General features: G+C 76.1%; 15 protein-coding genes. 6 read left to right on the top strand and 9 right to left on the bottom strand.

Annotated elements, in window-relative coordinates; all coding sequences use genetic code 11:
• Nucleotides 1-2: 2 nt before the first annotated feature.
• The 3 genes from ACI79T_RS15585 to ACI79T_RS15575 form a co-directional block, all read right to left on the bottom strand.
• A complete protein-coding gene (locus tag ACI79T_RS15585; RefSeq protein WP_456610989.1) occupies nt 3-1,436 on the bottom strand; it encodes a M20/M25/M40 family metallo-hydrolase in 1,434 nt (477 codons plus the stop codon).
• Nucleotides 1,433-2,917 carry an MFS transporter gene (locus tag ACI79T_RS15580; RefSeq protein ID WP_456610988.1) on the bottom strand — a complete coding sequence of 495 codons (1,485 nt, stop codon included), beginning with the start codon at nt 2,915-2,917 and terminating at the stop codon, nt 1,433-1,435. Before ACI79T_RS15580 ends, ACI79T_RS15585 begins: the two co-directional genes overlap by 4 nt.
• A 171-nt stretch (nt 2,918-3,088) precedes the next feature.
• A complete protein-coding gene (locus tag ACI79T_RS15575; protein ID WP_456610987.1) occupies nt 3,089-4,315 on the bottom strand; it encodes an arginine deiminase in 1,227 nt (408 codons plus the stop codon).
• Between the two features lie 107 nt (nt 4,316-4,422).
• Between ACI79T_RS15575 and ACI79T_RS15570 the strand changes: the two genes are divergently transcribed.
• Nucleotides 4,423-5,190: an SDR family oxidoreductase gene (locus tag ACI79T_RS15570; RefSeq protein WP_456610986.1), complete on the top strand. Its 768-nt coding sequence runs from the start codon at nt 4,423-4,425 to the stop codon at nt 5,188-5,190.
• Between the two features lie 133 nt (nt 5,191-5,323).
• Here the strand turns inward: ACI79T_RS15570 and ACI79T_RS15565 are convergent, their stop codons facing one another.
• Nucleotides 5,324-6,976: an FAD-binding oxidoreductase gene (locus ACI79T_RS15565; protein WP_456610985.1), complete on the bottom strand. Its 1,653-nt coding sequence runs from the start codon at nt 6,974-6,976 to the stop codon at nt 5,324-5,326.
• Nucleotides 6,977-7,014: 38 nt separating this feature from the next.
• On the opposite strand from ACI79T_RS15565, the gene ACI79T_RS15560 reads away from it, so the two are divergent.
• Together ACI79T_RS15560 and ACI79T_RS15555 are read left to right on the top strand one after the other, a co-directional pair.
• Nucleotides 7,015-8,520 (top strand): glycerol-3-phosphate dehydrogenase/oxidase, encoded by a 1,506-nt coding sequence (locus ACI79T_RS15560; protein WP_456610984.1) that lies wholly within the window; start codon nt 7,015-7,017, stop codon nt 8,518-8,520.
• A 149-nt stretch (nt 8,521-8,669) separates the two neighbouring features.
• The gene (locus ACI79T_RS15555; protein ID WP_456610983.1) at nt 8,670-9,488 is read left to right on the top strand and encodes a class I SAM-dependent methyltransferase; all 819 of its coding nucleotides are present in this window, start codon (nt 8,670-8,672) and stop codon (nt 9,486-9,488) included.
• A gap of 54 nt (nt 9,489-9,542) precedes the next feature.
• On the opposite strand, the gene ACI79T_RS15550 is transcribed toward ACI79T_RS15555, so the two are convergent.
• Nucleotides 9,543-10,307, bottom strand: a complete 765-nt coding sequence (locus tag ACI79T_RS15550) for a MerR family transcriptional regulator (protein ID WP_456610982.1) — start codon at nt 10,305-10,307, stop codon at nt 9,543-9,545.
• Between the two features lie 64 nt (nt 10,308-10,371).
• Complete coding sequence (locus ACI79T_RS15545; RefSeq protein ID WP_456610981.1) at nt 10,372-10,818, bottom strand: YdeI/OmpD-associated family protein; 447 nt, start codon at nt 10,816-10,818, stop codon at nt 10,372-10,374.
• Nucleotides 10,819-10,882: 64 nt separating this feature from the next.
• On the opposite strand from ACI79T_RS15545, the gene ACI79T_RS15540 reads away from it, so the two are divergent.
• Together ACI79T_RS15540 and ACI79T_RS15535 are read left to right on the top strand one after the other, a co-directional pair.
• Entirely contained in the window at nt 10,883-11,599 is a 717-nt protein-coding gene (locus ACI79T_RS15540) for a class I SAM-dependent methyltransferase (protein ID WP_456610980.1), read from the top strand.
• Nucleotides 11,600-11,704: 105 nt separating this feature from the next.
• The gene (locus ACI79T_RS15535; protein ID WP_456610979.1) at nt 11,705-12,592 is read left to right on the top strand and encodes a haloalkane dehalogenase; all 888 of its coding nucleotides are present in this window, start codon (nt 11,705-11,707) and stop codon (nt 12,590-12,592) included.
• A 9-nt stretch (nt 12,593-12,601) separates the two neighbouring features.
• Here ACI79T_RS15535 and ACI79T_RS15530 read toward each other — a convergent pair whose 3' ends face one another.
• Both ACI79T_RS15530 and ACI79T_RS15525 read right to left on the bottom strand, forming a co-directional pair.
• Nucleotides 12,602-13,198 (bottom strand): TMEM165/GDT1 family protein, encoded by a 597-nt coding sequence (locus tag ACI79T_RS15530; RefSeq protein ID WP_456610978.1) that lies wholly within the window; start codon nt 13,196-13,198, stop codon nt 12,602-12,604.
• 107 nt (nt 13,199-13,305) lie between these two features.
• Entirely contained in the window at nt 13,306-14,793 is a 1,488-nt protein-coding gene (locus tag ACI79T_RS15525) for a diguanylate cyclase domain-containing protein (protein ID WP_456610977.1), read from the bottom strand.
• Nucleotides 14,794-15,059: 266 nt separating this feature from the next.
• Between ACI79T_RS15525 and ACI79T_RS15520 the strand changes: the two genes are divergently transcribed.
• A complete protein-coding gene (locus tag ACI79T_RS15520) occupies nt 15,060-16,124 on the top strand; it encodes an MFS transporter (RefSeq protein WP_456610976.1) in 1,065 nt (354 codons plus the stop codon).
• A gap of 15 nt (nt 16,125-16,139) precedes the next feature.
• Here ACI79T_RS15520 and ACI79T_RS15515 read toward each other — a convergent pair whose 3' ends face one another.
• On the bottom strand, nt 16,140-18,851 hold the full coding sequence (locus ACI79T_RS15515; protein WP_456610975.1) for a diguanylate cyclase domain-containing protein: 2,712 nt from the start codon (nt 18,849-18,851) through the stop codon (nt 16,140-16,142).
• Nucleotides 18,852-18,943: the final 92 nt, after the last annotated feature.

The following is an 18,943-nucleotide window of genomic DNA, read 5'->3' as shown; positions in this document are numbered from 1 at the left end:
GGTCAGACGCTGCGGATCAGGTGGCGGAAGAAGCCCGCGCCCCGGTGCAGGGCGGCCACCGAGATCCGCTCGTCGGCCGCGTGCAGCGCCGACAGCTCCTCCCGGCTCAGGTCGAAGGGCATGAACCGGTAGACGCTGTCGCAGATCCGGCTGAAGTGCCGGGCGTCGCTGGCCTGCACCATCACGTACGGCGCGACCACGGCGTCCGGGTAGGTGGCCCGCGCCGCGGCGCCGATCAGCGCGAACGCCTCGTTGTCGGTCCGGGAGACCGGTGACGGGTCGTTGCCCGAGACCACGCGCAGCTCCACCGACGGGTCGTCGATCACCGCGTGCAGCCGGTCCACGGTCGACTGCACGGTCTCGCCCAGCGCGATCCGGATGTTCAGGTGCGCCAGCGCCCGGGTGGCCAGCACGTTCGCCGCCCGGCTGCCCTCCAGGCGGGTGACGGCGACCGTCGTCCGCACCATGGCGCCGGCCTCCCGGCCGGCCCGCGCCAGGACCTCGGCCAGCACCGGCCGCAGCCGGTCGGCGTGCGCGAACAGCGCGCGGTAACCCAGCGGCGCCCGCCGGCCGACGGCGTCGATCATGCCGAGGACGACGTCGTGCAGCCGGGCGGGGAACGGGTCGTCCTCGATCGCCAGGATCGCCTTCGCCAGCCGCGCGGGAGCGCCGCCGCGGACGGGGGAGGACGCGTGCCCGCCGGCGTCGGTGGTGACCAGCTCGACGTCGAGCAGCCCCTTCTCGGCCAGCCCGACGACGGCGACCTGCCCCGGGACGCCGGGGAACATCCCGCTCACCACGGCGCCGCCCTCGTCGACGACCGCCCAGGGCCGGATGCCGCGGGAGGTGAACGCCCCGACCGCCAGCTCCGCCCCGACGCCGGCCACCTCCTCGTCGTTCCCGAACGAGAGGTAGACGTCGCGGCGCGGGGTGAACCCGTCGGCGACCAGCGCCTCGACGGCCTCCAGGATCGCGACCATCGTGCCCTTGTCGTCGATCGCGCCGCGGCCGTGCACGCAGCCGTCCTCGATCGAGCCGGAGAACGGGTCGCGGCTCCACTCCTGCCCGTCCACCGGGACGACGTCGTAGTGCGCCATCAGCACCAGCGGCGGCTCGCCGGTGGTCCCCCGCCAGCGGTAGAGCAGGGCGCCGTCGCCCAGCTCCTCCCGCTCCAGCGCCTCGTGCGTGCGCGGGTAGAGCTCGGCCAGCCGGGCGCGGTAGGCCGCGAAGACGGACCGGTCCACCTCGGCGGGGTCCCGCGAGGAGACCGTCGGGATGCGGATCAGCTCGGCGAGGCGCCCGGCCGCGGCGTCGGCGTCCAGGCCGTTCAGGTCCACGGGCTCGACCGGACGGTCGTCCGGCCGGAACCGGGCCACCCGCCGGGCCGTCGTGGTGGCGGCCGCCGCGGCGGCGGCCAGCGCGAGGGTGCGCTTCATGCTCGGGACTCCTCAGCGGGTGCGGTGGCCGACGGGTCGGCGAAGGCGAGCTTCGGGACGACGAGCAGCGCCAGCGCCGCGAGCAGCGCGGCCGTGCCGCAGACCACCCACACCGTGATGTAACCCGACAGCGAGCCGGCGGTGCCCGCCGACCCGTCGGGCAGCAGCGGGACGTTGGAAGCCAGGGCGATGGCGAAGGCGGCGGAGGCGAACGACCCGCCGAGCACCTTGGTGGTGTTGGTCAGGCCGGTGGCCACCGCCGTCCGTCCCACCGGGGCCGCCGCGGCGGCCGCCGCCGGGAGCGCGGCGACGAGCGCGCCGGACCCGAGGCCGGCGATCGCGATGCAGGCCAGCATCTGGGCGAGCGTGTCGTGGAAGGGAACGAGCAGCAGGTAACCGATGCCGGTGAGCGTGGCGGCGCCGATCAGCGTGCGCCGCGGGGTGGTCAGCCGGCTGACCCGGGAGAACTGGCTCGCGCCGACCAGCATGGAGATCACGTAGGCGCCGATGACGATGGACACCTCGCTGGTGGAGAGCCCCAGCCCGTAGCCGTAGACCTCCGGATCGGTGCGCGCGAAGGTCGACAGCGGCCCCTGGGCGCCGAGCACGCTGATGCCGAAGAGGCCGGCGGTCAGCTGGACCGGCCACATGGAGGCGCTGCGCAGCACCCGGAAGTCGACCAGCGGGTCGTCCTGGCGCAGCTCGTAGAGCACGAACGGCACGAGCAGCAGGAGCCCGAGCGCGGTGACCGCCCACGGCCAGAGCGCGTCCTCGTTGAGCCGGACGAAGCTCAGCCCGCCGGTGATGACCAGCAGCACCAGGCTCAGCAGGGCGGCGCCGGTCGCGTCGATGCTGCCGCCGGTGCGGTCCTCGCTCTCCGGCACCCGGAGCGCGACGACGACGCAGACGCCGACGACCAGGACCAGCGGCGCCATCAGCACGAGCCAGAACGAGTCGGCGAGGCTCTGCCCGATCTGCCCGCCGCTCAGCGCGCCCACGATCGCGCCGGCCTGCAGCGCGGCGACGATCAGCCCGGTCGCCCGCCGGGTCTGGCTCGCGGCTCCCGGCGTCCGGCGGGACCGGTCCCAGATCAGCGCCACCTGCAGCGGCAGCCAGACCACGTACATGCCCTGCAGCGCCCAGGCGGCCAGGAACAGCGGGAAGCTCTGCGCGAAGGCGAGCACGACCGTGGACAGCGCGACGACGACGGCGGACCAGAGCAGCACCCGGCGGTGGCCGTAGAGGTCGCCGAGCTTGGCCAGCACCGGCACCGCGATGGCCGAGAGCACCAGCTGCGCGGCCTCGAGCCAGTTGACGTCGGCGTCGTTGACGCCCAGGTAGCGGGCGATGTCGGTGAGCAGCGGGACGTAGTAGCCCTGCAGCACGCCGCTGGTGAACTCGACGAAGATCAGGTAGCCGACGAGCCCGCCGCCGATCCCCGCTATCCGCCCGGTCCGCCGTGCCGTCTCCGTGCGTGCCACCGCAGGGGTCCCTTCGCCGAGGCGCCGGGCCCGGCGCGGGAAGTTGGCAGCGTAGTGGCCGTGATCACGCCGGCGGGCCTCCGGTGCGGAAGTTCCCCCATCCGTAACGCGGCCCCGCCGTCCCCCCGCGCTTCCCCGCGGAAACCCTCGTGCGCTCGTCGGCGGAAGGGCTCAGAGGGGGGCGCGGGAGATGGGGCAGGACATGCAGCGCGGGCCGCCGCGGCCGCTGCCGAGCTCCGAGCCGGCGATCCGCACGACCTCGATGCCGGCCGCCTCCAGCGCCGCGTTGGTGACGGTGTTCCGCTCGTAGGCCACCGTCAGCCGCGGCGCCAGCGCGAGGGTGTTGTTGCCGTCGTCCCACTGCTCGCGCTCGGCGGTGACCGGGTCCAGGCCGGTGTCGATGACGCGCAGCTTGTCGATGCCCATCGCGGCCGCGGCGGCGACCACGAACGGCTGCGGGCCGGTGACGGCGAGGTCGCTGCTGTCGGCGTCGTCGGCCGGGGACCCGGGGCGCGCGCGGACGGTCCAGGCGACCAGCGAGTCGGCCACCGCGGGGTACATGACCATCGCGTCGACGTCGACCATCGTGGCGATCGTGTCCAGGTGCATGGTCGCCCGCTCCTGGGCGATCGGGACCACCAGCGCGGTGTGCGCCAGCCCGCGGGTGAACAGCCGCCGGGCCAGCCGCTCGGCCCCGCCGGGCGTCGTCCGCTCGCCGACGCCGACGGCCACCACGCCCTCGGCCAGCAGCAGGACGTCGCCGCCCTCCAGGTGCTCCAGGTCCGAGCCGTACAGCTGCTCGGCGCCGGCGAAGCGCGGGTGGTGGGTGTAGATCGCGGCGGTGATGGTGCTCTCCCGGTGCCGGGCGGGCATCGCCAGCGACGTCACCGCCACCTCGTCGCCGATCCACACCGACGAGTCGCGGGTGAACAGCAGGTTCGGCAGCGGCGGGACGACGAAGTCCGAGCGGTCCATGAGCTGGTAGGCCAGCCCGTGCCCGCGCAGCTCGTCGTGGGCGACGCCGGCGATCAGCGCGGAGGCGAGGTCCTCCGGCGACAGCGCGGCCAGGTGCCGGGTGGTGTCCCGCTGCAGCGTCGCGCCCAGGCGGGGGTCGTCGACGGCGGCGTCGATCAGCTCTGTCCGCGCGGCCGGGGAGGAGAGGATCTCGGCCAGCAGCGTGGCCAGGTGCAGCACCTCGACGCCGCGGTCGGTGAGCGCCTGCGCGAACGCGTCGTGCTCCTCCTGCGCGCGGGCCACCCAGGGCACGCCGTCGAAGAGCAGCTGGTCGTTGTTGCGTGGCGTGAGCCGGCGCAGCTCCGGGCCCGGGCGGTGCAGCAGCACGGTGCGCAGTCGGCCGACCTCGCTCGTGGCACCCGACGTCGCGGCTGACTCGATCATGGACGCCAGGCTGGCACACCCGGCCGCGGCGCCGCCCGCCGTGGCCCTCGTTAGGGTGCCTGGGGTGGTGCCGACGACGGCCCCGCGACGCCGACCCGGAGGTACCCGTGGACCTGTTCGACCTGACCGGCAAGGTGGCCGTGGTCACCGGTGGCACCCGCGGCATCGGCCTGATGATGGCCCGGGGCCTGCTGCAGGCGGGGGCGAAGGTCTACATCAGCTCCCGCAAGGCCGAGGCCGGCGACGCCGCCGTCGCGGAGCTGGCCGAGTTCGGCGCCGCCATCTCGATCCCGGCCGACCTCTCCACCGAGGCCGAGTGCGTCCGGCTCGCCGAGGAGGTGGGCCGGTCCGAGGAGCGCGTGCACATCCTCGTCAACAACGCCGGCGCCACCTGGGGCGAGCCGCTGGAGACCTTCCCCGAGTCGGCCTGGGACAAGCTGCTCGACCTGAACCTGAAGTCGCCGTTCTTCCTCACCCGCGCGTTCCTGCCGAAGCTCGAGGCCGCGGCGGCCGACGGCGACCCGGCGCGCATCGTCAACGTCGGCAGCATCGACGGCCTGCACGTCAACCCGATGCCGACCTACTCCTACGCGGCGAGCAAGGCCGGGCTGCACCAGCTCACCCGCGTGCTCGCCAAGGAGCTCGGTCCCCGGGGCATCACCGTCAACGCCGTCGCCCCCGGGCCGTTCGAGTCGAAGATGATGGCCGCCACGCTCGACGCCTTCGGGTCCGAGATCGCGGCGAAGTCGCCGCTGGGCCGCATCGGCCGCCCGGACGACATGGCCGGCGTCGTCGTCTACCTGTCCTCGCGGGCCGGCGCCTACGTGACCGGCGCCGTCATCCCCGTCGACGGCGGTATTGCCACCACCTCCTGACCGCGCCCGGCGCACCGCGCGGTCCTGGCTCACCGTCGGTGGTCCTGGCTCACCACTCGGGGTCCTGGCTCACCATCCACCGTGAGCCAGGACCCGGAACGATCAGGTCACCTGATCACCATGGGGGCGCGGGTCAGTCGGGGAGCAGGACGCCGGGGTTGCAGATGCCCTGCGGGTCCAGCTGCTGCTTGACCGCGCGCAGCACCTCGACGCCGAGCGGGCCCACCTCGCGCTCCAGCCAGGGGCGGTGGTCGGCGCCGACGGCATGGTGGTGGGTGAGCGTGCCGCCGGCGGCCAGCAGCGCGTCGGTCGCGGCGCGCTTGGCGGCGAGCCACTGCTGGATCGGCAGCGCGTCGTCCCGGTCGGCGATCACGGTCAGGTACAGCGAGGCGCCGGTCGGGTAGCCGTGCGACAGGTGGCTGAGCACCAGCGGCCGGCGCCCGCCGCGGGTGAGCGCCTCCTGCAGCGCCCGGCGGGTGGCGTCGTAGACGGTCGGCAGCGCGGTCCAGGTGGCCGCCGTCTCCAGCGTCTCGACGAGCAGGCCGTGGTCCAGAAGACGGTCGCGCAGGTACGGCGCCTCGAACCGGTGCGCACGCCAGGACTGACCGACCCGGCGGCCCAGCCGGATCGCGCCGCCGTCGCGCAGCAGCGACGCCGCCGCCCGCATCCGGGCCCGCACCAGGTCGGGCACGCCCTCCCAGCCGACCACGAGCATGCAGCCGTCGCCGTGCCGGCGGGCGCGCAGGCTGCCGCGCAGCGCCTTCGCCCCGGGCCCGGAGGCCATGAGCAGGTTGGCGCGGGTCTCGTCGGCGTCGGAGAGCCGGACGACGTCGGGCAGCAGGTCGTGCCGGGCCAGCAGCTGCAGCGCGGCCAGGCCGGCCGGCCAGGTGCGGAAGGACCAGCCCTCGTAGGAGCTGGCCGCGGGCTTCGGCCGGACGCGCAGCGTCAGCTCGGTGATGACGCCGAGCGTGCCCTCGGAGCCCAGCGCGAGGCCGAGCAGGTCGGGGCCCGCGGCCGAGGCGGGCGGGTGCCCGAGCTCCAGCACCCCGGCCGGCGTGGCCAGCGTGAGGCCGGCGACCAGGTCGTCGAACCGGCCCACCCCGGTGGAGGACTGCCCGGCCGAGCGGGTCGCCGCGTAGCCGCCGAGGGTGGCGAACTCCCAGCTCTGCGGCAGGTGGCCGAAGGTCAGCCCCTCCCGGCCGAGCGCCTGCTCCAGCGCCGGGCCGCGCATCCCGGGCCCGACGGTGACCAGCGACGACGGCACGTCGAGGGCCTGCACCGACGCCATGCGGCCCAGGTCGACGGCGATCGTCGGCCGGTCGTCGGGGTCGACCCCGGCCAGCCCGCCGACGACGCTCGTCCCACCGCCGAAGGGCACGACGGCGATGCCGCGCTCCCCGCACAGGGCGAGCAGCGCGGCGGTCTCCTCGGTCGTGCCCGGCAGCACCACGGCGTCGGGGGCGTCGGAGGCGTCGCCCTCGCGGCGGCGGAGCAGGTCGAGGTAGCTCTTGCCGCCCGCGTGCCGCAGCCGCGACTCCCGGTCGGTGCGCACGTGGTCCTCGCCGAGCAGGTCGGCCAGCGCGGCGCGGGACTCCTCGGGCAGCCGGCACGGCGCCAGCCGGATCCCGTCCACCGGTGCGGGCGGCGTGGCCCGCGGTTCCCAGCCCAGCTCCCGGCCGAGGTACCGGCGGGCGGCCTTGGGCAGGGCGCCGTCGAGGCCCTCGTCCCCCGGGGAGGCGGGGCGCGGGCCCCAGCCCTGGATCGTCAGTTCCGGCTGCTCGGGCACGGCTACAGTCTGCCGGTGCCGCAGCGCCGGGGGACGACGTGATCGGTTCGCTCTCGCCCGCGCGCCGCGCCCGTGACCTGGCGGAGGCCGCCGGCTCGGCCGTCGACGTCGTGGTGGTGGGCGGCGGCGTCACCGGCGCCGGGGTCGCCCTGGACGCCGCGTCGCGCGGGCTCTCGGTGCTGCTCTGCGAGCGCACCGACCTCGCGGCCGGCACCAGCCGGTGGTCCTCGAAGCTCGTGCACGGCGGGCTGCGCTACCTGGCGCACGGGGAGATCGGGCTGGCCCGGGAGAGCGCCCGCGAGCGCGCCGTCCTCATGGGCGCGACGGCACCGCACCTGGTGCGCCCGCTGCCGTTCCTGGTGCCCGACGCGGCCGGCCGCGACGTCACCGCGCTGGCCGGGCTCGGCGGCCGGCTCGGCGACGCGGTGCGCGCCTCGGTGCCCGGCGGGCGCCGGACGCTGCCTTCGACCCGGCGGGTGACCGCGTCCGACGTCGGGCGGCTGGCCCCGGGGGTGCGGTCCGGCCGCGGCGGCGTCGTCTTCTGGGACGGGCAGCTGACCGACGACGCGCGGCTCGTCGTCGCCCTGGCCCGGACCGCGGCCGCGCACGGGGCCCGGGTGCTCACCGGTGCGACGGTGACCGGCGTCGACGGCGCCGACGTGCACGTGACCACCGGCGAGGGGTCGCTGACCGTGCGGACCGGCGCGGTGGTGAACGCGACCGGGGTGTGGGCGCAGCGGCTGGCGCCGCGGATCCGGCTGGTGCCCTCGCGCGGCTCGCACCTGGTGGTGCCCGGCGTGCGGCTGGGGTCGCCGTCGGCGGCGCTCACCGTGCCGCTGCCCGGATCGCGCTCGCGGTACGTGTTCGCGCTGCCGCAGCCCGACGGGCTGGTCTACCTCGGGCTCACCGACGAGCCGGTGGAGGGCCCGGTGCCCGACGACGACGCGACGCCGTCCGACGCCGAGGTGCGGCAGCTGCTCGACACGGTGAACCAGGTGCTGGCCGAGCCGCTGACCAGCGCGGACCTGGTCGGCGCCTACGCCGGCTACCGGCCGCTGGTGCTGCCGGAGTCCGCGGGGACGGGCCCGGGGGACGCGACGGCCGACCTCTCCCGGAAGCACTTGCTGACGTGGGACGGACCGGTCCTCTCCGTGGTGGGCGGCAAGCTGACCACCTACCGCGCGATGGCCGAGGAGGCCGGGGACGCGGTGGTGGCCCGGCTCGGGCGGGGCGCGGTGCGATCGCCGACCACCCGGCTGCCGCTGGTCGGTGCCGCGCCCCGGGTGGCGTTGGACCGGGTGCCGGCGCCGGAGCGGCTGGTCGCCCGGTACGGCACCGAGGCGCCGCTGGTCGAGGCGCTGGGCCCGGCAGCGGTGGTGGCCGGCCGCCCCGAGACGGTGGGGGAGCTGCGCTTCGCCGTCCGGCACGAGGGCGCGCGGACGGTGGCCGACCTGCTGGACCGGCGGACCCGCATCGGCCTGGTGGCCGCGGACCGCGAGCGCGCGGTCCCAGTGGCCGAGGAGGTCCTGGCCGAGGAGAGCTGACCCGGCCCGCCGCGCTCTGGGAGCGTTGCTCGTGCGCTGCGGGTCCTGCAGGACCGGGGGAGCGCGAGCAGCACCCCCGGAGCGGTGGCCTATCCCAGCATCTGGGAACGTCGTTCCGAACAGTGGGACGACAGAGTAGGACTGTCCCCGTGGACACCTACACGCACGGTCACGCCGAGCCGGTGCTGCAGTCGCACCGCTGGCGCACCGCGGAGAACTCCGCGGCCTACCTGCTGCCCTCGCTGCGCCCGGGGCTCGACCTGCTCGATGTCGGCTGCGGGCCCGGCACGATCACCGTCGACCTCGCCGCACGGGTGGCGCCCGGCCGGGTGCTCGGCCTGGACCTCTCCCCGGACCCGCTCGACGAGGCCCGCGCGAACGCCGAGCGCACCGGCGTCGCGGCGACCTTCGCCGTCGGCGACGTCTACGCCCTCGACCTGCCGGACGACTCCTTCGACGTCGTGCACGCCCACCAGGTGCTGCAGCACCTGACCGATCCGGTGGCCGCGCTGCGGGAGATGGCGCGGGTCTGCCGGCCGGGCGGGGTGATCGCGGTGCGCGACGTCGACTACGCGGCGACCACGTGGTTCCCCGCCGACGACGGGCTGGAGCGCTGGCTGGCGCTGTACCGGCAAGTGGCCCGCCGCAACGACGCCGAGCCGGACGCCGGACGCCGGACGCCGGCTGCTCGCCTGGGCGCACGCGGCCGGGCTCCGGGACACGACGGCGTCCGCCGGCACCTACTGCTACGCCTCGGCCGAGGAGCGGCAGTGGTGGGGCCGGTCGTGGGCCGGCCGGGCGACGGCGTCGGCCTTCGCCGAGCAGGCGGTCGGCTACGGGCTGGCCACGCCCGAGGAGCTCGAGGGCATCGCCGCCGCCTGGTTGCGCTGGGCGGACGCCGACGACGGCTGGCTGGGCATGCTGCACGGCGAGCTGCTCGTCCGCGTGCGGTGAGCGGTGTGCGCTGATGGCGGGTTCCCAGGCCGGAGACCCGCCATCAGCGCACAGTGCCGCCGGGCGGGTCAGCCCTGGCGGGCGGCGTTGGCCTGGACGGCGGCGCTCACGTACTGCGCCAGCCCGGGCGCGATCCGCTCGTAGTACCCGGTGAAGCGCTCGTCCTCGACGTACATCCGCCCCAGCCCGGCGTGCATCTCCGGCGAGCAGTCGTAGAAGTTCCGGCTGATCTGCTGCCGGTGCTCCTCGGCGAGGTCCATCGCCTGTGCCGACGAGGGGTCGACGCCCGCCGCCAGCGCCTCGGCGAACCGGCGCTCGACGTCGTCGCTCTCGGCCTTGACGCGCAGCCAGTCGTCCTTCGTCATGGCGCGGGTCCGCTGCTGGGACTGCGCCCAGGCGTCGGTGTCGCCCCACTTCTCCTCGGCCTCGGCCGCGTACTCCTCGGGCAGCCAGTCGCCGAACACCTCGAACCGCTCCTCCGGGGTCAGCGAGATCCCCATGGCTCGTGCCTCCATCTCCTTCTCGACGGCCGCAACCATCGCCTGCGTCCGCTCCAGCCGGTCCTGCAGCAGCCGGTGCTGCCGGCGCAGGTGCTCGGCCGGGTCGGCGGACGCGTCGTCCAGCAGGGTCGCGACCTCCTCGAGGGGGAACCCGAGCTCGCGGTAGAGCAGCACCTGGTGCAGCCGCTCCAGGTCGGCCGGCGCGTACTGCCGGTAGCCGGCCGACGTGCGCCCGGACGGCGACAGCAGGCCGATCCGGTCGTAGTGGTGCAGCGTGCGCACCGTGACGCCGGCCAGCGCGGCGGTGTCGCCGACGCTCATCCCACCGTTCATCGGGTCCTCCCTTCCTCTGACAGGGAGAAGGCAACAGCCTGACGTCGCGTCAGGGTCAAGCGTCCTACCGGGTCTTCTTCCCCGCCCGCAGCGACTCGACGGTCCTCTCGATCCGTGCGGTCCGGGTCTCCGGCTTCTTCGCCTCCTCCACCCAGCGCACCCACTCCTTCCGGTGGCTGGGCGCGAGGCCGGCGAAGAACGCCCGGGCGGCGTCGTCCATCGCGGCGGAGAGGTCGTCGGGCAGCGCGACCTCGCGCGGGGCGGTGTCCGGCTCGACGACGACGGTCACCTCGTCCCCGGCGGCGACGCCGGCGGCCGTCCGGTGCTCGGCGGACAGCGGGATCCAGGACGCCCCGCCCATCGGCGCCACCGTCGTGCGGTACGTGTGCCCGCCGACCGTCACCACCACGGGCGGGCGGCGGCCCGCGCCGAGGGCCGCCACGACGTCGTCGGGCACCTGCAGGCCGGTCGCCGTCTTACCGCCGAGCGTGACCGCCGTCCGGAACTCCATGCGCGGAACGTAGGCGGTCGGGCGGGCCCGGTCCACGGTCGGCGGCGTGTCTAGGGTCCGACGGGTGACCCAGGAGGAACCACTCGGCTCGACCCGGCCGCTGTACGCGGCCGTGCTCGACGCGACCGGCGTGCGGCCGGGTACCAGCGTGCTGGACCTCGGGTGCGGCGCGGGGGCGCTCGCCCGGCTGGCGAGCGACCGCGGTGCCCGGGTGACCGGCGTCGACACCGACCGGGAGGCCGTGACGCGGGCTGCCGCCCGGGTGCCCGAGGGGACGTTCGCCGTCCGGAACGCGCAGGACCCACCGCCTGGCCCCTTCGACGTGGTGGTGGCTGTCCAGTTGCTGATGCACGTCGCCGATCCGGTCGCGGTGCTCCGCAGGGCGGGGCGCGTGGGCGGGGTGGTGGCCGCGACGGCGTGGGGGCGGCCGCGCGAGTGCGACCTGCGGGCGTTCGACGAAGCGTTCGCCCCCTGGCTGGGCCCCCGCCGGGCGGCGCGTGGGTCCACGACGAGCGAGCCGGCCCGGTTCCGGGCCATGGCCGCGCGGGCGGGCCTGGTGGTCGAGCGGCTCGACGAGGTGGTCGTCCCGTTCCACTACGCCGGCGCGGACGAGGTCCTCCGCCCTGCGCTGGCCACTCCGCTGGCCAGGACGGTCGCACGCCGGGTGGACCCGGGCACCCTGCGCTCGGCGGTGCTCGACCGGCTGGAGCCCTTCCGCACCGAGGACGGCGGCTATCGGCTGCAGAACCTGTTCCGGCTCCTGGTCGCACGGCCGCGCTGACGAGAACCGCCCGGCCGGTACGCCTGCCCCCGGCACTCGTCCGGGCCTCGGGTGCGCCGGCTCCCGGAACGGCGGCCTCGCCCAGGTGCGTGTGAGGATCGGGGCATGGCCGACGAGATCTCCCCCGAGGACCCGTTCCCCCGCCGGCGCGTGCAGGTGCAGGGGGCCGAGATGGCCTACGTGGACGTCGGCACCGGGGAGTCGATCGTCTTCCTGCACGGCAATCCCACGTCGTCCTACCTGTGGCGCAACGTCATCCCGCACGTGCAGCACCTCGGCCGCTGCATCGCCCCCGATCTCATCGGGATGGGCGAGTCGGACAAGCTGCCCGACCCGGGCCCGGGCACCTACTCGTTCGAGACGCACGCCGCCTACCTGGAGGAGTTCCTCGACAGCGTCTTCGTCGGCGACCGGGTCACCCTGGTCCTGCACGACTGGGGCTCCGGGCTCGGCTTCGACTGGGCCGCACGCCACCAGGACCGGATCCGGGGCATCGCGTTCACCGAGGCGATCGTGGCGCCGGTGACCTGGGACGACTGGCCCGCCGGCGCCCGCAACATCTTCCAGCTCATGCGCGGGCCCGACGGCGAGGCCGCGGTGCTGGACAAGAACGTCTTCGTCGAGAAGATTCTGCCGGCGTCCGTGGCCCGCGGTCTCACCCCGGAGGCGCACGACCGCTACCGCGCGCCCTTCGCCCGGCGCGAGGACCGCTGGCCGACCCTCGAGTGGCCGCGCCAGCTCCCGATCGAGGGAGAGCCCGCGGCCGTCGTGCAGCGGGTGGAGCGGTACGGGGCCTGGCTGGCGGGCAGCGACGTCCCGAAGCTGTTCATCGACGCCGACCCCGGCTCGATCCTGATCGGCCGCCAGCGCGAGCTGGTGCGCGGCTGGCCCGCGCTCACCGAGGTCACCGTCGCGGGCAGCCACTTCGTGCCGGAGGACTCGCCGCACGGGATCGGCCGCGCGGTGGCCGACTGGATCCCGACGCTGGGCTGAGCTCCCGGGTCAGCCGAGCGCGCGGATCGTCTCCACGACGGCGACGACGGCGAAGACCAGGAACAGGCCGGCGGCGACCCGCCGGATCAGCGCGACCGGCAGCCGGTCGGCGAGCTTCTTGCCGAGGAAGACGGCCAGGCCGGAGACGACGAGCAGCGCCGCCCACGACCCGACGAACACCGAGATCGGGGCGTCGTAGCGGGCCGCGAGCCCGGCCGTCGCCAGCTGGGAGAGGTCGCCCCACTCGGCGGCGAAGAGCACGCCGAAGGAGATGGCGGCGGCGCGCAGGAACGAGGTCTGCTCGCGGGTGTCGGCGGCCTCGCCGCCGTCCTCCGCCCCGCCGGCGGCGCTGCGCCACAGGATGATCGCCCCGACCAGGAACAGCAGGGCCACCACGCCGGTGACCAGGGCCTGGGGCAGCAGCGAGAGCAGCGAGCCGGCGGTGACGGCGATCGCCACTTGCAGGCCGAACGCCGTCCCGACGCCGACGAAGACCGGCAGCGGGGGGAACCGGGTGGCGAGGACGAGGCTGGCGAACAGCGTCTTGTCGGGCAGCTCGACCGGCAGCACCAGGACGAACGCGGTCAGGACGACCGACCAGATCACGGATGGCACTCCTCGCTCGGCACTGCCGGGCGGGGCGCGGGCAGTCGCTGTCGACGGGCAACGGTAGCGACCGCCGCCGGGGCGGTCGCGCAGGGCGCCGGGAGCGTTCAGCAGCCGCCGACGTCGGAGGTCGCGGCCGTCTCGCCCGGGGCGCGGGGACCGGGCACCCGCCCGGTGCGGCGGTCGGCCTTGACCCGGTACATCGCCGCGTCGGCGGCGGCCAGCGCGGAGTCGGCGGTGTCCTCCGGGCCGCACATCGTGATCCCGATGCTGATGCCCACCCGGTGCTCGTCGCCGGACGGCCGCCGCAGTGGGGCGCCGAACGCCCGGACGATCCGGTCGGCGATCACCTCGGCGGCGCGCTCGGAGCCCACCTCCGGGCAGAGGACGACGAACTCGTCGCCGCCGATCCGGGCCACGGTGTCGCCGGGGCGCACCGAGGCGGCCAGGCGCCGGGCGGCGTCCACCAGCACCTCGTCGCCGGCGGCGTGGCCGGCCGTGTCGTTGACCGGCTTGAACCCGTCCAGGTCGCAGTAGAGCACCGCCATGGCCTGCCGGGCGCGCGCCGCGGTCGCGAGCGTCTGTTCCAGCCGGTCCAGCAGCAGGTTGCGGTTGGGCAGGCCGGTCAGCGGGTCGTGCAGGGCCGCCTCGCGCAGCGCGCCCTCCAGCGCCCGCTGCTCGGTGACGTCGGAGAGGGTCACGACCGCGCCGAGGAGGTTCCCGTCGTCGTCGCGGACCTGCGCTCCGGAGGAGGAGATGAGCCGCACCCCGTCAGGTCCGGCGATGCCCATCTCGACGTCGTCGATCCGGCCCTCGGCGTAGACGCGGGTCAGCGGCACCTCGGCGGGGAGGAGGGGGCGGCCGGCGGGGGTGGTGAGCCGGAAGGAGGCGGCGATGTCCGCCGGGTCGACCGTGGGGTCGGCGTCGATGCCGTGCCACCGGCGGCTGGCCGCGTTGAACAGCGCCACCCGCCCCTCGGGGTCGCCGCCGACAACCCCGACCGGGAGCACCTCGAGCAGCGCGCGGGTGAAGGCGGTGGACCGGGCCAGCTGCTGGTGGGCGACCTGGCTGGCGGCGGCGAGGTCGGCCAGCTCGCGGGTCTGCCTCCGCGCACGGAACAGCGAGGCGACCAGGGCGGCGAGGTCGGCCAGCCGGTCGCGCTCGTCGGCGGTGAACCGGTGCGGCTCCTCGTCGAAGACGACGAGTGCCGCGACGGTGGCGCCGTCCTCCACCACCGGTGCGTACGCGAAGCCGCGCAACCGGGCCCGGCTGCCGTCCACCCAGGCGCTGAAGGCGAACTCCGGTTCGGCCGACAGGTCGTCCACGGTGTGCACGCCGGGGCCGCGGGCGGCCAGCACCGCGCTCACCGAGGCGTCCCGGGGCCAGGAGACGGGGCTGCGGCCGTGGAGGGAGATCGCCCGGAGGACCGGGTTGTCCATCGTGATCACCGTGGCGTACCGCAGGCCGGGGATCGCGGCGGCTACCCGGACCAGGCCGTCGAGCTCCGGGTCGGCGTCCATGCCGGGGAGGGCGGATCCGGACGCCGGCAGCTCCGGCCGGGACCCCGCGGGTCCCGGATCGGTCGTGCCGGTCATCGCTGCGTCCTTCCGGGAGCGGACGGACCAGGGCGGTCCGACCTGATCGGCAACGGCCGGATGCCCGGCTGTATTGAGACGTACCGGAACAGTTTCCCCCGCACGGGTCAAGGGCGCCCGGCATGGACCCGCCGGGAAACCCGCTGCGGACGGGCTCCGGCACCGCTACCGTCCCGGTCATGCGCCGACATTGATCCCGCTCCGTACCGCCCCCGGCCCGGGCGCTGGCCCGGCTGGCCGTGGGGTGGGCAGCGCTCTCGGAGTTGGTGCCGCTCTACCCGCTCTACGCGCTGCTCTTCCTCGACACCGGGCTCTCCGATGCCCAGCTGTCGCTGCTGTTCGCCACCTGGTCGCTGTCGGCGCTGCTGGCCGAGGTGCCGGCCGGGCTGCTGGCCGACCGGTGGTCGCGCCGGGGGTCGCTCGTGCTGGGCGGGTGCCTGCAGGCCGCCGCGTTCGCGCTCTGGACGGCGCTGCCCTCCTTCGGGGCGTTCGTCGCCGGCTTCGTGATCTGGGGCGTGGCCGGCGCCTGCACCTCGGGCGCTGCCGAGGCGCTGGTCCACGACGGGCTGGCCGACGTCGGGGCGGCGGAGAGCTTCGCCCGGGTCAACGGCGCCATGACGGCGGTCGAGCTGCTGGTGCAGGTGCCGACGGCGCTCGCGGCGACCGGTCTGCACGCCCTCGGCGGCTACCGCCTCGTCGGCTGGGTCAGCGTCCTGGTCTGCCTGGCCGCCGCGGCGCTGGCGCTGCGCTTCCCGGAGCCGCGGCCCGGCGGCGACCCGGAGGAGGGCTCGCTGCGCACCGGCCTGGTCCTGGCCGTGCGGCGTCCGGCCCTGCTCGGAGCCGTCGCGGCCGTGGCGCTGGTCGGCGGGCTGGACGGGATGGAGGAGTTCTTCCCGGTGCTGGCCACCCAGCGCGGGGTGCCTCCCGCCGCCGTCCCGGGGGTCGTGCTCGTCGTCTCGCTCGCGGGGGCGGCCGGCGCCGCGCTCGGCGGGCGGGCGGACCGGCCCCGGCCGCGCACCCTCGCCGCGCTGTTGGCGGCGTCCGGTGCCGGCCTGCTGCTCACGCCGGGAGCCCCGCCGGCGGTCGCGCTCGCCCTGCTCGCCGCGGCGTACGGGCTGTACGTGGCCGTCCTGGTGGCCGCCGAGGCGGAGCTGCAGCGGCGGATCAGCGGCCCGTACCGGGCGACGGTCACCTCGGTGGCCGGCGCCGGCATGGAGCTGGCGTCGTTGCTCGTCTTCCTCGCCTGGGCCGTGGACGGGATGTCCGCGGTGGCCCTCCTGGTGCTGGCCGTCGTCCCCGCGGTGGCCGGCGGGCTCCGCGACCGGCGGTGACGGAGGTCGAGCCGTTCAGCCGCGGGAGCTGCGGCGGGCCACCCGGGCGGCGAACACCCCGGCCGCGTAGCCGTTGTCGATCGTGCTCACGGCCACGCCGGGCACGCTCGAGTTGAGCATCGTCATCAGGGCTCCCAGGCCGCCGAACGCGGTGGGCTGCGCGGCCGAGGTGGGGACGGCGATCACCGGGACGTCGGTCAGCGAGCCGGCGACCGTCGCCAGCGAGGCGTCCAGCCCGGCGACGACGACCAGGCAGTCGACCCCGTCGAACAGCGACCGGTCCTCGAGCAGCGTGCGGGTGCGGCCGGCGAGGTCGTCGACCCGCACGACCTCGGTGCCGGCCACCCGGGCCACGAAGGCGACCTCGGCGGCCACCGGGGCGTCGGCGCCGCCGGCGCACAGCACCGTCGTCCGGCCGACCGGCTCGGGCAGCGGGCCGATCGCCGCCGCCATGGCCGCGACGTCCATCGTCGTGCCGCCGTCGTGCTCCGTCGCGAGCGCCACCAGGGTCTCGGCGGCGGCGCGCAGGACCAGCGCCGGGCGGTGCGGGTGCGCGCGGCGGGCCTCGCGGACCAGCGCGAGCACCTGCTCGGTGGTGCGGCCGGTGGCCCAGACGACCTCCGGCTCGACCGAGCCGGCGGGCGGGACGGGGAGCGGCGTCGGCTCGTCGACGGCCGGCCCGGCGGCCACCGGGACCGTGCCGAGCAGCGGTTCACCGGGTCCCGCGGTCCCCAGCGGCGGGTGCGGGATCCCCAGCAGGGAGGCGAAGCCGGCGGCCTCCTCGCGCACGGCGGTGACGGCGCGGAGGACGTCGTCCACCGGAGCGGGGGCCACGTCGTCCTGCCCGGAGCCGGCCGGCACGACGGCGGTGGGACCGGCCGCCGCCGGGGCGCCGGCGCCCCCGTCGAGCGGCTCGGCCCGGGTCTGGGTCACGGCCGAGAGCCGGACCACGCGGTCGCGGCCGCTCCGCTTGGCGTCGTAGAGCACGCCGTCGGCGGCGGCGAACAGCGTCTTGCGGTCGTCGCCCCGGGTCGCCGAGGCGATGCCGGCGCTCATCGTCACCGGGACGTCGAGGCCGAGGTCGGCCCACGGGTAGCGGGCCACCGAGGCGCGGATCCGCTCCAGCGCCCGCTCGGCCTGCTCGGCGGTCGTCTCGGGCAGCAGGATCACGAACTCGTCGCCGGCCCAGCGGCACACCTCGTCGGTGTCGCGGACGCCGGCGACCAGCAGCTCGCCGATGGTGCGCAGCACGGCGTCGCCGGCCGGGTGCCCGGCGGTGTCGTTGATCGCCTTGAAGTTGTCGACGTCGACCACGGCGAGCGCGGGCACGTCACCCGCGGCCAGCAGGCCGTCCAGCCGCGCCTCGGCGTAGCGGCGGTTCGGCAGGTGGGTGAGCGGGTCCTCGTAGGCCTGCCGGCGCAGCTGCCCGGCGGCGCGCTCGGTCTCCAGCAGGCTCTTGCGCCGGCCGAACAGCTCCACCCAGCGGGTGCGCCGCTCGTCGACCCGGTCCAGCTCGTCGGTGAGGTAGGCCTGCAGGTACGGCAGCGCCCGCCCGGCGTCGTCGAGGTCCGCGTGCAGCGTGCACAGCTCCCGGAGGGCGGCCCGCCGCAGCCGGGGCAGGCCGTGCTCGGTGGCCAGGGCCAGCGCGGCGACCAGGTGCTCGTCGCCGGCCCGGCCGTCGCCCTGACGGCGCAGCGCGCGGCCCAGGGCGAGCTGCGCGGAGGCGAGCCGGTCGCGGTCGGCGGCGGCCGCGGACAGCCGGACGGCGGCACGCAGCGGCCCGGTCGCGGCGGCTTGCTCGCCCAGGCCCACCAGGGCCCAGCCGTGCACGATTTGGGCGGGGACGACGCCGTCGTCGTCCGGCGGCAGCTGCACCAGCGCCTGCTCGGCCAGCTGCCGGGCCTCGGCGAAGTAGGGGGCCGCCGACTCGGGGGCGCCGTCGTCGAGCAGGCCCTCGCCCAGCTCGGCGCACAGCTCGCCGAGGCGGGTGGCGGCGACGGCGACCAGCACGTCCGGCTCGGGGTCCTCCGGACCGAGGACGGCCGGGTCGGCGGCGGCGGCCTGCGCGGTCTCGTGCGCCCGCCGCTGGTAGTCCAGCGCGAGCGGCATGAGCTCCAGGTCGGCGAGGACGCCGGCGAGGGTGCCGAGGGTGTCGACCAGCAGCGTGGTCGGCGGCAGCGCCGGGTCGAGCAGGCTCGCCGCCTCGACGGCCTCGTCCATGGCGGCGTCGATCCGCCGCGACAGCAGCTCGATGCGGGCGTGCCGGGCGAGGCCCGCCGCCCGCTGCAGGTCGTCGTCGGTGGCGTCGAACGCCGCCTTCGCCGAGCGGACCAGCGCGATCGCCAGCGCGGCGCGGGAGGCCGACTCCGACCGGGGGTCGGCCTGCTCGCCGTCGGCCGGGCCGGTGCCGTCGATCAGCTCCGCGACGCCGGCGTGCAGGTCCAGGGCCGGTTCGGGGGGTGTGCCGGACGGGTCGGGGGAGACCGGGTCGCCGACCAGGGTGAAGCCGGCGACGCGCAGCCGGCGCACCAGGAGCTCGGCGCGCAGGGTGTCCGCCCAGGCGCGGCCGAGGGACGCCGGGGCGTCGTCGGTCGCGTCGGCGGCCGGAGCGGCGGCGACGTAGGGGGAGGGATCGCGCTCGACCCCGGCGAGCAGCTGCTCGGCGTCGTCGAGCTGCCAGTTGCTGAGGGCGGCGGTCACCCGGTGGTGCAGGGCTCCCGGTGGCACCAGCGCACTGTGCATGTCGTCACCGAGAGTGTCGAGGAGGTGACTGGGAACGCGCCGTCCGTCGTCCGTCGCGTCCCTCCCGCCCCACGCGT

The organism is Blastococcus sp. SYSU DS0619 (assembly GCF_054051035.1).
Note: the sequence above shows the minus strand (reverse complement) of the source record. Positions and strands in the feature narration are given on the sequence as shown.